We start from the raw sequence: 14,716 nt of genomic DNA on the forward strand, positions 1-14,716 counted from the left end.
ATGTCTTGGAATGCAGTGCTGGACCAGTGACCGACATACTCTCCCCGATACCACAAGAATGAGGAAGTGACCATCATCTGCCAGCGGTCACAGTCAATGGTCATCCGATCATCAAGCGCATCATAAAGTTTGCCGTTGGCGGCGGGGCTTGGGCGAGTAAGCGTTATGTGGACCGTTCCACGCACAATTGGCCCATTCCTGCGGAGTGTGCTTTTTTCCACGGCAATGGTCGTATCCTCCCCAACATAGAGAGAAGACCACTCGGCGGCAATGCCCGACATAGACCCGGTCAACAGAGCGCCACCAATCAACCACATCTTCATCATTATTGCGGCCCCGTCCGTTTTGTTTGCCGACCATGATAACGGCACTTCCGACACGGAATATAGGGCCTAGCGATCTGTCCGGTGAAACGGATTAGCGGGACGCGTCGTCATCGATGCAAATTGCGCGGGCCTAGGCCGGGCAGCCGTTCGCGGCATTGCCCGCACGAGCGCGCCCGGGACGCGAAATGCATGCGTGTAACCCGCCATCGATCCAGCGTTGTGCTCACTGCAGATGCAGCCAGTAAATCTGAAAGCCCCGTCTTGAAAACCCTACATATGCATCCCGCATAGGAGTCCTTTCCCTGCGAAAAACAGGGCCGTTTTCGTAATACAATCGAGTCAGAAATACCGCTGGCGCACCAAAACGGTCAGTCCTACCGGGGATTCCATGCTCTTCCTGATTTGCGTTTACCTGATCGCCGTCCTCCTTGGCGCGGCTGGGGCGGTTCTCTATATCTCCCTCGGAATGCTCCCTCCGGCGTTTACCGATGTTCGCGTCGGACTTATGTGCGGCGCGGTCGGCGCTGTCGGCGGCTGCCTGTATTGTCTGCGCGCGGTGTACGTTAACCGCTGTGTTCGCAAGTCGTGGAGCAGCGACTGGCACTGCTGGTATTTCCTGCGACCGATCACCAGCATCGTATGTGGCGGCGTGAGCTTCCTGTTCCTCAAGGCGGGTTTGCTGGTGCTTGAATCGGGGACGAAGAACGACGCGAGCGAAATCGGCTTTTATGCGCTCGCGTTCGTCGCCGGGCTCAACGTTGACAAGTTTGTCGGAAAGATTGAGGACGTCGCGCAGGCGGTCTGGGGCATTGATAAATCCCGTTCGCGCAAGGACGTTGAAGAGAACAAAGAACAGGAAAAAAGCGAGCAAGAAAAAGCAGCGCAGTAACCCTAATCACACATTCCGAGGGCAACAAACATGCATCTGACCGTCTTTGACGTGCAGCACGGCGCTTGCGCGCTGCTTACATGCGATAACGGCAACCGCATCATGATTGATTGCGGACACAACGGTGAGGACGACTGGCGCCCTGGAAACTATCTGGCAGAGCGGAAGATTAAGCGTCTTGAACAACTCGTCGTGACCAACTACGACGAGGACCACGTTTCAGGGCTGCCGAACCTAATCAGCAAAGTTCATATTGTCTCGATCCTACGTAACAAGTCGGTCGCGCCCGACGACCTGAAAGCGCTGAAGTCGGAAGATGGAATGGGGCCTGGGATCGACCAGCTTGTGGACTTGGCGCGACAATATAACCAGCCACTTGAAGACGCAGATGCTCCGCAGTTTCCGCGTGTTGAAAAACAGGTGTATTACCACGACTACCCGACATTCGATGATGAAAACAATCTGAGCCTGGTTCTGAATCTGCGCATCGCCGGGATCAACTTCATGTTCACCGGTGATCTTGAAAAGTCCGGCTGGAGAAAGATGTTGGAGACGAACGACAAATTCAAGGAGACGGTCAAGGACGTTCACGTCTTGTTTGCCGCGCATCATGGGCGAGAAAACGGGTTTTACGAACCGCTGTTCACTGAGTACGACTGCAATCCGTACCTAGTCGTCATTTCAGACAAGGCGAAACAGTACCAAAGCCAAGAAACTGTCGCCAACTACATGAAGTACACGAAGGGATTTTATGTTGGCGACACCGATCGTTGGGTGCTCACGACCCGGAAAGACGGAACAATCCGTTTCGACTTCGGCATTGAGGATCGAAAGATGGACGTTCAGACGCACTACGACATGACACAGGAGGAAGGGCTGCATACCTGACACGTTGGTGGTGTATGGCGCGCTGCTCCTCGTGCGGCGCGCTTTTTTATTGCTGCTGCGTCGCCGCTGCCGTTGCAGCCGTCGCGCCGAACGTCTGTGTAAAGGCCGCTGCCATCGCGTCGGCTTTCTGCTCGCTGCCGTTGCTGCTGCCGAAGAAAAAGCCGACGACTTGCTGCGCGTTCGCGCTCACATCGCCTATGACTGTGCCGATGACGAACGCACCAAACCGACCCGAAGCAGCCCTTCACTCGCAGCCAAAGCGGTCACTCAAGAATTTGTGCCGTATTTGTTATTGTTGACTACGCGTTTGCATTTCCGCAGGTGCGGAAGGCTTCGATAGATTCGACAACGGGTCTGAGATAGCTGATGAAGGCGGAATACCCACCCACGCGACTAACAAAGAAGGGAGCGTTTCCGACCAGCGAAAAACCAAATTCCCCCGTTTCGAGAAAGCGAGCTGACTGGTAGTAGAAGACCCAGCCGACATCGAACTCTTGGATGTATTCGTCGACAACAACCGCGTCGTTGCCCTCCCATCCTGCCTCGGTGATGGCAAGTTGGGCAACTTCCTTTGCTTGCTCAGCTGTTAGTTCCATCAGACGTCGGTGTAGTGTTATGTACGAACCGATTGTCACCAATTCAGATACTGAAGTCGAGTGGCTGATAGTGGCCGGTTGTCGAAGATCGCGTTCGAGCGCCGCGTAACGTCAGCGACCGCCGCCCGAACTTCAGCACCCGACCGTTTACGGACAGTCGTCGCGCTCTAAAGCGGACACTTACTCGTTACTCGGGCTGCTATTTGATGTCGGCGTTTGAATATGCTCCTCATTGGACTCTGTATCGTAGCTCTTGCGCGCTTTCTCGTAGCTGTTGTCGAACGGCTTGACATGCAACATATGCGCACGGCTACAAATACCGCCCAAAGCCATCATTCCGAAACCCGACACGAAGCCGACCATCCTTGCCCATCGAGGTAACAGCTCGATCGCTAAGCTACATCCAAAGATTGTCAGCCCAACTGCGAACAAGGTTACACGCAACGAACGGGGCAGATTTCCATCTTCAATCAATATCATTCTTTTGCCCCGCTCGAACCTTCTTCCATTTTTCTGGCGATAGCCCGCCGCCCACTGCTTGCATTTCCTCTCCAGACTTCGCGACTAAAGGTAGCTTTCAACGAATTGTCGGCGATCCAGGAGACTATGTCGACTGACAGCTTCTGGCCGACTCCGGCAGTTCACTGTCGGCGACTCACAGTGTGTTTGCAGTGAAAAGCAGCACTGCAAAAGGTGCATTTCAAATATGACGGCCACGCGGCGACTTCATATGGTCCGCCGAAATCGCCCTCGATGATGCGATCGGAAAGCCGTCGTTTGACCACTTGTGCGAGTGGGCGTGTACCCGAGCAACGAAAGAGAAATGGCGCACCGGTACGCGAGCATCCTGCAAGGCTGTGCGCGTTCGACATGCTGGCGGAGCGGAAAATGGATCTCCGCGACGGCTAGCCTGCTGGGCGAAGAGGGATCTTGAAGCTTTCAGGTGTCTTGCCGTTGATATCCTGCGGCATCGGATCCGATCGCTGAACAGCTCGTAACGCGGCGTCGTCCCATGCCTGGTTGCCGCTGCTGCGGGTGATGGTCGCGCTTAGCAGTGTGCCGGTCGGCGAGCATCGCACCGAGATGACGGTTTCGAGACCCGCCGTGTCACCCGACCAGATGATGTTCGGACGCACACGGCGCTGCACCTTTTCCACGTAGGGATCTGTTGCAGACTGGGCCGCTGCTGCTGTAGTAGGCGCAGCACTATTTCCCTCCACGCTCTGAAGCGCCGCCATCCCGGGGTGCGTTTCGTCGTCACTGAACTCCCCTAGCACCTTGATTTCCTTGCCTTCTGGGCTCACCAAGACGTATGGATTCCATGATCCATGGCCTTCCATGTATCGATGCTGGCTCGTCACCAGATAGCCCGCGTATTTACCGCGTGGGACAACCACGAAACCATCGCCGCTTGTAACAAACCGCTCGCGACCGCCTTGAACGGGAACGGCATGGATCGCCCCGGACGTTGCCCATGCTGCCGTACTGAAATAGAGCGTCGAGCCATCCGGAGAAAATTTAAGTGAGTTGATACCTGATAACTCGTTCTCCGGTTGCGCCGAATGCGCCGCTGTTACGATCTTCCTGAGTGTGTGATCTGAGATGCGAATCACATATACATCGCCCAGAGAGCCGTTGTTAGGATCATTCGAGTTCGTATTTTCCCCGGGCCGCAGGCGCGTGAAGGCGACGAGACTGCCATCCGGGGAGATAACGGGACTCCCGTCCGCACCCGTTTCCGTTAGCACTTCGGTCGCTCCGGATGCGTTCCGGTAGACAAGGTTTCCGTGCTGGATAACGACGGATTGAGCGTGGGCCGAGACTGCGGCAAGCGCCAGCCCGGCTGCAAAAATCGTTCGTTTCATGATTAGCAGAAGCCGATATGGGCGTATGGCGACCGGCTTGTCGCGGCCGACTCCCGGCAGTCTAATCAATTCGGTACGTTCGAGTCCAGCTAGCCGATGATCGTCTCCACAAACCCAGCCGCCGCGCCGATTAGCGCCGCATTCTCGATGACGTCGCGGCCGTTTAGCGGTGCACGCACGATGGAAACCTTGGAAGACGGTTAAGTTTATCGGTGTCGCCACCGATAGACAGCCGTAGCATTAATACTCGCCGCTACCGATGGTAAGCAGCAAAGAATGGAATGAGAATCCGCGTATCGTCGCCTTGAACTGAAAAATCAAAGATTGCCGCGAGTTTGCCAGCAAGTTGTGCAACTGATGCATCGCGGCGCCCCGCCTCAAGCGTATCCACGACAACACCAAGCAAGCTTACTATGGCCTCACTTTTTGGCGTTCCTGATGTCGTCTGGTCGGGCGTAATTGCCTCCCTCATCACGTTTTCCGGCGTGTGGCTCTCTAATCGTGACAACACGAAGCGACAACAAAATCAATTGCTGCACGACGCCGAACAAAAAGCGACACAGCGTAAGGCGGACATGAGGCAGGACGTGTACCTAGAATTTGCCGAACAGCAAGCTGCGGCAGCGAGCTACATCGGCGGGATGGCGACGCGCGATATCAGAACCGTCAACCCCTCAGAAGGCATACAGGGGTTTATCGAAGCGGCGGCGAAAGTACAACTCATTTGCAGCGCGGAAACCGGTGACGCCGTCGCAAAGATGGTAGCGGCAAAAATGAAGCTGTTCATGCGCGCAATGGTGCAGGCGTTTCCTGCGCAAACCCTGATCGCGGAAATCGAAATAGCCGACGAGGCATACAAAGACGCGCAAGCAGAGATCAGGCGTATCCGGTCGTCGATGGTCGCCCTCTTCGAGGAAGGGCGCGCTGACTCACCGACCTTGGCGACCTTGGGCAGATCCCTTGAAGGCCAAACTCAGCTAGCGAAGTTGCACGCCGATAAACGCGCAGAGTTACACAACAAGCGCAACCATCTTTTGACCAACTACCTGCAGTTCATCGTATCCGAAATGATGCCGGTGATCGACGAAACCGCGCCCGCGCTTATCGCCGTTCGTAGAGAACTTGAGTTGGACGGCGACGTCCACGACATCGAATATCAGATCAGGAAACGCAGCAACATGATGAAAGAGCAGGTTACGGCAGCGACGCAGGAATTTCTGGAAGCAGCCGAGAGGCAAGTTGCCGGGACGGCGACCAAGTAACGTAGGCAGCCGTCGAACTCCCCCCGTCATAATTTTGCGTCGGAAAAAATCGGAGCAAGCGCACGATCACGGGGCCCCGTCCGCTGGAGATCGGCCCCCCATACGTCTGAACATTACAATCGTCTGATATATCAGTAGAAACCCCCATGCCAATCGTCAGACCGATCAGTGGAAACGCTAATCAGACGAATGCCCGCACGCTCGACGCGCGAGGCACACGCAGGCAGCTGCCGCACGACGCGCTGTGAGCGTTCGCACGTGCTGCGCGCAGCGGGCCCGACCTGACGCGTCCTGACGCGAGCCGCACACAGCCGCGAGGTGCTGGCTCATGCGCTCGATGCGCTGCGCGAGTTGCCGAACCCGCCGTCGTGCGTCGCTGTCTTGCGGTCGTGGCACGGCTTGCTCATCGCCTGCCAATTCGACTGATCCCAGAACAGGCGCTGATCGCCGCGATGCGGCACGACGTGATCGACGACGGTCGCAGGCAGCACACGACCGAGCGCCGCGCACTCATCACACATGCACAACGGATGCGAGCGCAGGAACGTTTCGCGTGCCTTGCGCCAGCGTGACGAGTAGCCGCGCTGGGCTGTCGTCGGCCTGGCCTCGTTCTCTCTGCGTCGTCGTGCTTTCAGGTGCTCAGGGCAGTACGGCTCTTTGCCCTGCACAAGCGCAGCGCAGCCGGGATGCACACAGGGGCGATATGGACGGGCTGGCATCTATTCGTTCGCTCTGCTGATGAGTTGGCGCTATCCGTGGAGGGACGCTCATAACCGGACGGAAATAGCCGGGTTTACCCGGATTTTCCGTATCAGCCCGTCCTAGACTGGTCGTTAGCAGTGCTGACGAACTGCTAACGAAGCAGTCAGAGTCCAACTCACACAATGGGGTAACAAAATGGATAGCAAATTCTCATGGGTTATCATCGGCGCGACTGTCGTCTGTGTCGTCGCTTTCATCGTCGTGCCGCTCGCTAAGTCGGGCATCGATGCAGTGCAGTCGATCAATACGACGCTCACGCATGGAGCGTCGGCAGCGAAGTAATGGGAGCGACATGGAAAAGATCACTGCTCACACACTCGCAGCCGTTCTCAAGGGTCATCGTGTGATCGGGCTGCATCACAGCACCGAGGACATTCCGATGGGTTGCTTCGATGTCTACACGCTCGCGAACGGCTGCATTGTGGTCGATTACTTCGAAGCGCCCGGGCCGCGCGTCGAGATTTACGCCGACTCATGCGATTAAGAAAACGGCGTGCCGACCGAGACATTCCAGCTTGACGAACGCTGACGAGTCAGCGACCAAAACGACAAAGCCCGCTGATGCGGGCATTTTTATGGTTTGCGTTCGCTAACGGCAATTTGCGCACGATGCCCGGATGTTAGGGGGAGCGGAAAAAAATTGCAAGCGGAGTGCGAAAGTGCCGACACGGCAAGGCTTACCATACCGTTGCGCGTAGCCGTGGCATACTTCACGCTGCGGAAGCGTGCGTTGCAAGCTCGGGCTCTCCAGTGCTCTGGCTGGGGAACCGCTGAGCGGCAAAATTAACTCAAATATGAAAACCTTAACAAAATTTGAAATAAAGGGGCTCCACGGCGTCTTTTCGTATCGTCTGCCCCAAGAGGGTCGCAAATTTGACGATACCGTTATTCTTTACGGCGAAAACGGGTCGGGGAAAACAACGCTGCTGCGGATAATTTTTCACCTGCTCTCCGCAGCGCCGAAGCGGGGCCATCTGACCGAACTGCGAAAGATTCCCTTTGAGCGAATCGGGATCTGGTTCTCAGACGGCTCTACGGTCTCGGCCATTCGCGAGGGGGAGGTCATTCACTCGCCCATTCGGTACAGAGTACGAAGGGCGGGTGGGACCTCCGTCACCTACCGACATATACCGGACGAGATCAGGGAGCGCCTTCGGGAAACCGTCTTCAATCATGAGCGCCATGTAGCGGAAGGGAAAATCCAGTGGAGGCGCACGGTAAAGGAGGAATTCGAAGCTGAATACAAACGACTCTTTAGAGATTCCGACGAAGCAGCCCATCACGAATACCTGTCCGCGCTAGCCCAAGTCGCGCCGCACTCATATTACATTTCGACCGAGCGACAGATACTTAGCGACCATCTAGAAGTCACAGACGAGCAGGTTTATCGTCAACGGACGGAAACACGGGGCGAACTCATTGCGTCGACCCGCAGCACTTACCTTAAGCAGGCATTAGCCGCTGGCTCAAGGGCCATACATAACGAGGTCTTCAAAGCAGCCAACGTCGGGGGCGCGGATTCAAACGAGGTGTATAAACGCCTTGTTTCTATGCTCGCGAGTACAAACCTGGGTTCGAATGGAAAGCAGCCCGACCTACCTGCCGTCCTGCAGCAACTGCGCGCACTTCGGGTAAGAAACCGCAGTTTCGCGATGTTAGGCCTGATGCCTAACTTCGATATGCAGGGCATTTTCCCTATCTTGAGGAACGCGGAGACGCCGAACCAAGAGATCATCCAACTCGTCATAAAGCCGTACATTGACAGCGTCAACAAACGACTTGATGCACTAGAACCCGTGCATCGCATGATTCGAACGTTCCTGCGCAGCCTCAACGAATTCTTTTCGAACAAGACGATTACGTTTCGAACGGGTATCGGTTTCCGCATCCTTGGATTCAAAGATGAACCCTTAGCACCAGAGCAATTGTCGTCGGGAGAACAGCAACTATTGTTGATTTTCTGTAACGTCTTGGCATCACGCTCAGGACCAAGTCTGTTCATCGTGGACGAGCCGGAGATTTCGCTTAACGTCAAATGGCAGCGGAATCTCATTGACGCTCTGCGAAAGATTATCGCAGGCGCTGATGCACAACTGCTGATAGCGACGCATTCAATCGAGCTCCTGACTCAGCATTCAGACAAGGTCGCGGTATTAGCTCCCCAATATAACTCGAATAAAGCATACGTACACGATGATTCCGAGACGAACGATTGAAGAAATTGTTGTACGTTATCGGCTTGAGCCAACAATACGTGAGGTATTCGTTGAAGGTCCCTTCGACAGGGATATCTATGGATGGATGCTTGATCGATTGAAACTACATAACGTCAAAATCTATCCTATATCAACGGTACAGGTAGATGATGAAACGCTAACAAAGCGTGGACTAACCTCCGGCGCGCGGCAACGCGTAATAGCTTTCGCTCACGAAGCTGTCGACCGTGGAGTGGATCCGGATACGATCGCATGCGTTGTCGATAGCGATCTAGATTATTTCTTAGAGCAGGTTGACGACTGCCCATTATTAGTCAGGACAGACGGTACCTGTTCCGAAATGCTTGTCTGGAAGCACGAAGTCCTTGAACGGTTTTGCCGAATAGTGCTCGGCTGCGAGGATCCAAAGAGCGCCGCCGCCACTTTGTTAGAGGAAACGGAACCGCTTGTTTGCGAGATGTTCTTTTTGCGTGTCGCCATCGCGAAGTTATCCCTGAACTGGGAGCTAATAGACGCGGAAAATGCCTTTGAGCGCAAGAAAGCTCTTTCTTTCGATGAGTACTGCAGGCGTGTGGCCAACAAGAACTCCGGCATGAAATCGCTGGCCTCATTGAATGATGAGATCGAGAGCTTAAAGGCAAGCCAGCCCGCGAGCCTGCCCGCGACTCGCCGAATGCACGGCCATGATCTTATGGGCACAGTCAGGAAGATTTTGCAAAACATGCGCTTCGACCACGGATGTCTGAAAGATAGCTTCGATATGGCAAGAACCCTTATGGCAAGCCTAGAATGGGATAATGTTCGCGAAGACCCGGTCGTCCTCGCCTTTACTAGGTTGGGCTGAAGCAGCGCGGCACATTCGGAGGGAGATTGCCGCGCTTGTCAGTCAATGCGGCCGGCAGCATCAACCGCAGCCGGTCGGCGCACCCACACGCTTTTATGCGAGTGAGTGTCCATTGTATTCACGCCTGAAGAGCGGTGTGAGGTCATCTATTGCGCGGGTTTCGATAGCGACTAACTGCTCTTCGAGCCGGTTCGCTATGCGCCGGTAGTACGTGTGATTGCGCCCGAACGTCTCGGCGATGCCGCTCAGCGTAATGGTCACGCAGCGACGGTCGGCAAGGTATCGCGCGATGACCACATCGAGCCCGCAGAGCGTGACGTTGGGTAGCCATAGCGCGGGCGAATCACAGCGGCTTCAAACCGCCGAAATCGAAAGCGCGCAGGCGGCACAGCCACCTGCGCACGAGTCGTCGAATCGCCTTCAGGCCGATTTGGTCGCGCGTGCCTTGCGCTCTTGATGCATCAGCCAGTGCCGGTCATCCTTAAGCTGAGGATGCGTCAACGCGACGCATTGCTCCAAGATCGCTGCACAACGAGCGCGCTGGGCATCGGTGGGCGTGCCGACGTCGAACATCATTGCGCGAATCTCGTCTTGGCCGTCCTGGCATTTGCGCCGCAGTGTGCCGACTTGTTCGCAGTTGCTCACGTCGATCGTCTGAAATCCCCAGCCGACCCGCTGCGGCTGTTGCCAGAAGCACACCGTGCCGCGAAGGAAATCGATGGCCTCCTGCAACGCGTCAAATGCATCCTGCATGAACTGCGGCGCATTCCGCTCGATTTCCGCGTCGACCACGCCTGTCCCATAGCTGCAGCGCGTGCCGTACGCGCGCTGCAGCGTGGAGTGCATCGCCTGATGCGCAGCAAAAAGCTTCTGCTCAAGCAAGGCCACCGTTTCACGCGCTTCGACAGCCGCCGCGTCCAGTTGCGGCATGACCTCTTCACATTCCCTAAGTAGACGCCCGCGCTCTGTAACCAGTTCCTTTCGTTTTTCCAGCTTCTGAGCTTCGACCCGATCCTCAAGTTCTTGACGCATGCCGGCGCGCTCGATGAGGTCAATTAGTTGTGCATTTTGTTTGTAACGGTTCATGCTGCCTCCCTTAAGGTTGGTATCGGCGGCTCGTTTAATGAGCTTCCCGATACGTTGCTACTGCTGGTAATGGTCATTGCGCCAGCGCCCAGCCGACGACACCGTAAAGGCGGCGCGGTGAAGGTTCGGCTGTAAGCCACACATCGTTGCCCTGCGAATCGACCGTATAGCGCGCTTGTGCGAATTTGACGCCGAGCACACCCCCGGATTGAGGATCGTTCAAGTCAAGCTCGACGAGAACAAAATCGACGCATCCATGCGAATTGAATCGCGGCGATAGCAATTCGTTCGCCGTATCAGGCGCGTTCCAGCTAATCGGTGAAGCGGTTTTCATCGGCTTTCTCCTTCACTCAGAATCCCGGCTGGGGGTAAGCACTGCATAGCCGAGCCGAAATTCGACGCGAAAGCGGACTAGAGCCTCTCGCGTGGTGCCCGGGCTGGCAAGCCAAAGCAAGGCGAAGTGCTCGCGCTTTCGCTCGTCATAGCCGAATTTTTCCAATAACTGTTTCGGCACAGATTCATTATGCATTTCGATATCCTTAATTTATCAAACAAGGATGGCAATGCGAACCTCGGCAAGCGGCCTATACAGCGCGCTGCTTACCTACGCCACGTGCAGGGCTTTGAGGTGCCGATGCATTCGCCATTGCAGCCCAGGCAGTAACCCCGCTCAGACAGCCAGACGTAGGGCCTTGCCTCTGGAGGGTTCACACCGCGCTGCGCATCGTTCAGCCGTTCCTTAAAATACGCGATGTCATCGCGCAATGTCGCGAGCGCAGGCTGACGTTCGACGTAGTCTGCAAACGCCACACGGCGTTCGTCAGTCCACACCTCGACCGTGGCGAGCTCGGCAAGCAGACGCCGCAGTTCGTGCTGCCACTCGTTCAACATCTCGTGTGTCACGTAAGGCCCCCAGGGGCAGAACGGTGCGGCGCTCTCCTCATCGAAGGGAAAGCCGACGCTGGCGCCTTCCTGCGTCAGACAGGCGAGAATTTCGGCTTTATGCGCAACCAGTTCTGCGGTCCACTGATCGATTACTGCACCGTCGCCCCGCACCTTCAGCTTGTCCCCATTCGGCGTTAAGACAAGACCGGCGGCGCGTGCTGCCGCGATCAGCATCCGCACGTCGTTACTCGTCTCATTACTCATAGATCTTTCTCCTGGCGGCCTTCCCCGGCCTGGCCGGTTACACGGTTACAGCCCGCGTCGGCATTGGCTTCCTGCGTAACCGGCTCCTTCTGAGTAACAGTTACGCAATCCCCTTGGGTTACGCCGAGATCCGCGTCCGCAGCGGTTTGTAACCCGGTAACTGCAGCAGAGGGCGCATCGGAGAGGTAACGAGAAAAGGCGTCGGCAAACTGGTCTCGTTCATAACCCTTTTGCACTTCATAGCCGATCCGAATCGCCTTGCTGCGCACGCCGTACTCCGAAAGTTTCTTGCCGAGCTGACGCGGCGACAAGGGTTTCCCGTGGTTCCACGTCGCCCACGGTTTTTCCTCGTCGGACAGCAGCGCACGCAGCAGGTCGGTGATTGACAGGCGTCGCACACATTTGGCATCGAAGATCGCCTTAATGTCGGCCAGCAGTTCGGCCCCCGCGCTCTGTGACAGCTCCGGGTTCCCCGACAGCTTGAGCGCGGCCGCTCGCGCGAGAACGGGCCATTCACCTTTCGCAACTTCAGCAATGCTGAACAATGGTTCCCAATTGTCCTGCGCGCGGTCGCTTAATGCGTCGGGAAGGGTTGGGCGCGCACATCGCACAGCCTCGGCATTGTCCTCGGCCCATCGAGCGGCTTTTGCGCATAGCTCATTAAACAAACCGTGCTCGGCATAACGAAGGCGCTCCACTTTTTCGTGCGGCAATTTGCGGCGCAGCGGCATCACGATTGACCGGCTTGTCACAGTCTCCGCCAAGCGGTCAGCGTTGATTCCAGCGATGGCCTTCATACCGAATACCGCGAACCGTTTCGGCTCAAAGTCATCGCCGACTGGCACGCTGCGCCAGACATACGCGGAATCGCGGGTATGACCGGCATTGAACAGACCGCGCAGATCCACTGCCTCCTGGGTCAAAACGGTTTCGATTTCATCGACGAGCAGTGTCGGCTGATACTTCTCGATCATCCGAAACAGTACGGATGATGAGATGTTGCTCAACTGAGCAGGACGCGGTACGAGCCGCCCGATAATCGTAAGCAGCTGGGTCTTGCCACACGCCTTCTCAGGAGCATTGATCAATGCGATGGGACATGCGCTTATCTGATCGACAAACCATGCGGCCATGATCCATAGCGCGGCGGATTGTGCAACCTCGCTGTCGCACACGACGAACCGCCGAACCGTACGAGTAATGTCATCGAGCAGCACGTCGCCGTCGACAGGTGCCGCCCACGGTGTGACCTTCGGAAATGGATCGCTCCCAGCGTCCGCGAACTCGTCAGCCCGTGCTTTGGTTACAAGATCATCCAGCGTAGAAAGTTTCACGCCCAACTGCCTGGCTTCATCCTTCCGCACTCGGTCGTATTCGACTGGCGTAAGCGCAGCAAGCCGCAGCAACGCCTGATCATCCGTCTCAGCCTGATCGCTTGCGATCGTGACGCCGCCTCCATCGCCGGGAACGACTTCAACAGTCAACTCTATGGCGGGGTTCGGTTCGCGATCGCCGTCATGTGCGCTCGTTCCAGCCTCGTTTCTGTGGTTCTGCTCAACGTGCAGTTGATCCAGCAGGGCGAGATCCACCTTGTCGCTTGCATTATTCACGGGTCCAGCCCTCCGCAGCCATTAAACGCGAAACGGACAACCGCAGACGATCACGTTCGGTTGCCGTGACAGAACCGCGCCGGTCGATTGCACCGACGATCAGCGCAACCTCGATCAGTTCGAGCGTCGCCGTGCGCAGTACCTGCTCTGCGGAAAAGCGGCGTATTGCCGGTTTGCTGCTTTGAACACCAGCTTTTCCTGATGGGAACAGGTCGGACAGATCGAGGCCGATCGCAGCGACAATGTCACCTACAGCGCATCCCGAGAAACAATGGAGAAGCAGGGCGCCGTCAGACTTTTCGGTGATCGCGAGCGAAGGACGACGATCGTTATGGGCGGGACAGCACGCGGTCCAGCGGCCATGCCCAACCGCCCGCGCTCCATGCAAATGATCGAGTACCAACTGTGCAGGTGAAACACCGCTGTTCATCAAGCGTCCTCCGTCGTGTAACCGGCAGGGTCGGCCAGCCAGGCATTGATATCGCAGCGCCGCCAGCCGACCGATCGCACGCCGATCTTGACCGGTGCTGGGAAGGTCCCCGCTTTGATTCGTCCGTAGATAGTCGACAGCGGCAACCCAGTTGCGGCTACAACATGCTCACGCCGTAGCAACGAAAGCCGCGCATCAATATCAACTTGCATGCCTCCTCCATAATCATAAGTAGAGCTGATTACATGGCATAGAAAGCAACTCGATCGCACGTCCGGAATGCCCCAACACAAGATGGCAAATCTCAACTTCTGCCGAGATCTGAAGCAATCTTAAGTGGTACTGTACGCGGTTATTATGGCTCTTGTCCCAGCAAGCGGTGGATTAATATTTCACTATCGTTAACTTAATTCGAATAATATTCTATTCGATCGTTTCGCATATATGCGTAACGAATCATGCCGAATTCTACAGAATGCCGAATACACGCTAATTCATGACGCCGCATCGCGCCGAAAAGAATTTCATTGCTTTTTACGTAATGCGGTCGTGTGTCGGTCTCGCACGGTCAATAGTCAACCCGATCATCGTGAGCTGGCCGTCCTTCGTTCAAGTCGAAGAAGCGTCGTAAGCGAGCACGTGTAAGCCGCGTGGACTGCGCGGCAGCGAGCGTCAGAAGGTTGCACGAGCCCCGCGCGTCGTCACGCACACAGATTCAGCAGCAACGACGGGCGGGACGCACTTGACGCGTCCTGAACAGCGCCAGCACGAAAATGCCTCGAAATTGCGAGGC

Annotated in this window: 21 protein-coding genes; 7 read left to right on the top strand and 14 right to left on the bottom strand. The window is 56.2% G+C overall.

Features of this window, described 5'->3' with window-relative positions; genetic code table 11:
- Positions 1–714: 714 nt before the first annotated feature.
- Both G3O01_RS21505 and G3O01_RS21510 read left to right on the top strand, forming a co-directional pair.
- Entirely contained in the window at positions 715–1,215 is a 501-nt protein-coding gene (locus tag G3O01_RS21505; RefSeq protein WP_205807155.1) for a hypothetical protein, read from the top strand.
- Between the two features lie 30 nt (positions 1,216–1,245).
- Entirely contained in the window at positions 1,246–2,103 is an 858-nt protein-coding gene (locus tag G3O01_RS21510; protein WP_205807156.1) for an MBL fold metallo-hydrolase, read from the top strand.
- A 46-nt stretch (positions 2,104–2,149) separates the two neighbouring features.
- Here G3O01_RS21510 and G3O01_RS21515 read toward each other — a convergent pair whose 3' ends face one another.
- The 5 genes from G3O01_RS21515 to G3O01_RS21535 form a co-directional block, all read right to left on the bottom strand.
- Complete coding sequence (locus G3O01_RS21515) at positions 2,150–2,293, bottom strand: hypothetical protein (RefSeq protein ID WP_205807157.1); 144 nt, start codon at positions 2,291–2,293, stop codon at positions 2,150–2,152.
- Between the two features lie 109 nt (positions 2,294–2,402).
- Positions 2,403–2,699, bottom strand: a complete 297-nt coding sequence (locus G3O01_RS21520) for a YrhB domain-containing protein (RefSeq protein WP_205807158.1) — start codon at positions 2,697–2,699, stop codon at positions 2,403–2,405.
- Between the two features lie 180 nt (positions 2,700–2,879).
- A complete protein-coding gene (locus tag G3O01_RS45365) occupies positions 2,880–3,179 on the bottom strand; it encodes a hypothetical protein (protein WP_241024145.1) in 300 nt (99 codons plus the stop codon).
- A gap of 425 nt (positions 3,180–3,604) precedes the next feature.
- Positions 3,605–4,564 (bottom strand): TonB family protein, encoded by a 960-nt coding sequence (locus G3O01_RS21530; RefSeq protein ID WP_205807159.1) that lies wholly within the window; start codon positions 4,562–4,564, stop codon positions 3,605–3,607.
- Positions 4,565–4,817: 253 nt separating this feature from the next.
- Positions 4,818–4,955, bottom strand: a complete 138-nt coding sequence (locus tag G3O01_RS21535) for a hypothetical protein (RefSeq protein WP_205807160.1) — start codon at positions 4,953–4,955, stop codon at positions 4,818–4,820.
- Positions 4,956–4,977: 22 nt separating this feature from the next.
- Here G3O01_RS21535 and G3O01_RS21540 point away from each other — a divergent pair, with 22 nt between their 5' ends.
- On the top strand, positions 4,978–5,826 hold the full coding sequence (locus G3O01_RS21540; RefSeq protein ID WP_205807161.1) for a hypothetical protein: 849 nt from the start codon (positions 4,978–4,980) through the stop codon (positions 5,824–5,826).
- A gap of 326 nt (positions 5,827–6,152) precedes the next feature.
- On the opposite strand, the gene G3O01_RS21545 is transcribed toward G3O01_RS21540, so the two are convergent.
- Entirely contained in the window at positions 6,153–6,545 is a 393-nt protein-coding gene (locus tag G3O01_RS21545; RefSeq protein ID WP_205807162.1) for an HNH endonuclease signature motif containing protein, read from the bottom strand.
- A gap of 178 nt (positions 6,546–6,723) precedes the next feature.
- Here G3O01_RS21545 and G3O01_RS21550 point away from each other — a divergent pair, with 178 nt between their 5' ends.
- From G3O01_RS21550 to G3O01_RS21565, 4 genes are all read left to right on the top strand, one after another.
- Positions 6,724–6,870 carry a hypothetical protein gene (locus tag G3O01_RS21550; protein WP_205807163.1) on the top strand — a complete coding sequence of 49 codons (147 nt, stop codon included), beginning with the start codon at positions 6,724–6,726 and terminating at the stop codon, positions 6,868–6,870.
- Positions 6,871–6,880: 10 nt separating this feature from the next.
- Complete coding sequence (locus G3O01_RS21555; RefSeq protein ID WP_205807164.1) at positions 6,881–7,072, top strand: hypothetical protein; 192 nt, start codon at positions 6,881–6,883, stop codon at positions 7,070–7,072.
- Between the two features lie 241 nt (positions 7,073–7,313).
- A complete protein-coding gene (locus tag G3O01_RS21560) occupies positions 7,314–8,804 on the top strand; it encodes an AAA family ATPase (RefSeq protein ID WP_205807165.1) in 1,491 nt (496 codons plus the stop codon).
- On the top strand, positions 8,782–9,648 hold the full coding sequence (locus tag G3O01_RS21565; protein ID WP_205807166.1) for a DUF4435 domain-containing protein: 867 nt from the start codon (positions 8,782–8,784) through the stop codon (positions 9,646–9,648). Before G3O01_RS21560 ends, G3O01_RS21565 begins: the two co-directional genes overlap by 23 nt.
- Positions 9,649–9,741: 93 nt before the next feature.
- On the opposite strand, the gene G3O01_RS21570 is transcribed toward G3O01_RS21565, so the two are convergent.
- From G3O01_RS21570 to G3O01_RS21605, 8 genes are all read right to left on the bottom strand, one after another.
- The gene (locus tag G3O01_RS21570) at positions 9,742–9,909 is read right to left on the bottom strand and encodes a hypothetical protein (RefSeq protein WP_205807167.1); all 168 of its coding nucleotides are present in this window, start codon (positions 9,907–9,909) and stop codon (positions 9,742–9,744) included.
- A gap of 159 nt (positions 9,910–10,068) precedes the next feature.
- A complete protein-coding gene (locus G3O01_RS21575; RefSeq protein ID WP_205807168.1) occupies positions 10,069–10,734 on the bottom strand; it encodes a hypothetical protein in 666 nt (221 codons plus the stop codon).
- A 73-nt stretch (positions 10,735–10,807) separates the two neighbouring features.
- Complete coding sequence (locus tag G3O01_RS21580) at positions 10,808–11,068, bottom strand: hypothetical protein (protein ID WP_205807169.1); 261 nt, start codon at positions 11,066–11,068, stop codon at positions 10,808–10,810.
- Positions 11,069–11,080: 12 nt separating this feature from the next.
- Positions 11,081–11,263, bottom strand: coding sequence for a hypothetical protein (locus tag G3O01_RS21585; RefSeq protein WP_205807170.1), 183 nt, complete (start codon positions 11,261–11,263; stop codon positions 11,081–11,083).
- A gap of 71 nt (positions 11,264–11,334) precedes the next feature.
- Complete coding sequence (locus G3O01_RS21590; RefSeq protein ID WP_205807171.1) at positions 11,335–11,883, bottom strand: hypothetical protein; 549 nt, start codon at positions 11,881–11,883, stop codon at positions 11,335–11,337.
- Entirely contained in the window at positions 11,880–13,493 is a 1,614-nt protein-coding gene (locus G3O01_RS45775) for a DUF3631 domain-containing protein (protein ID WP_346779212.1), read from the bottom strand. Before G3O01_RS45775 ends, G3O01_RS21590 begins: the two co-directional genes overlap by 4 nt.
- Entirely contained in the window at positions 13,486–13,923 is a 438-nt protein-coding gene (locus G3O01_RS21600; protein WP_205807172.1) for a hypothetical protein, read from the bottom strand. The genes G3O01_RS45775 and G3O01_RS21600 overlap by 8 nt, the downstream gene beginning before the upstream one ends.
- Positions 13,923–14,135 (bottom strand): AlpA family phage regulatory protein, encoded by a 213-nt coding sequence (locus G3O01_RS21605; protein ID WP_205807173.1) that lies wholly within the window; start codon positions 14,133–14,135, stop codon positions 13,923–13,925. The genes G3O01_RS21600 and G3O01_RS21605 overlap by 1 nt, the downstream gene beginning before the upstream one ends.
- Positions 14,136–14,716: the final 581 nt, after the last annotated feature.

The sequence above is a fragment of the Burkholderia sp. Ac-20365 genome, from assembly GCF_017104715.1.
Taxonomy (GTDB): domain Bacteria; phylum Pseudomonadota; class Gammaproteobacteria; order Burkholderiales; family Burkholderiaceae; genus Paraburkholderia.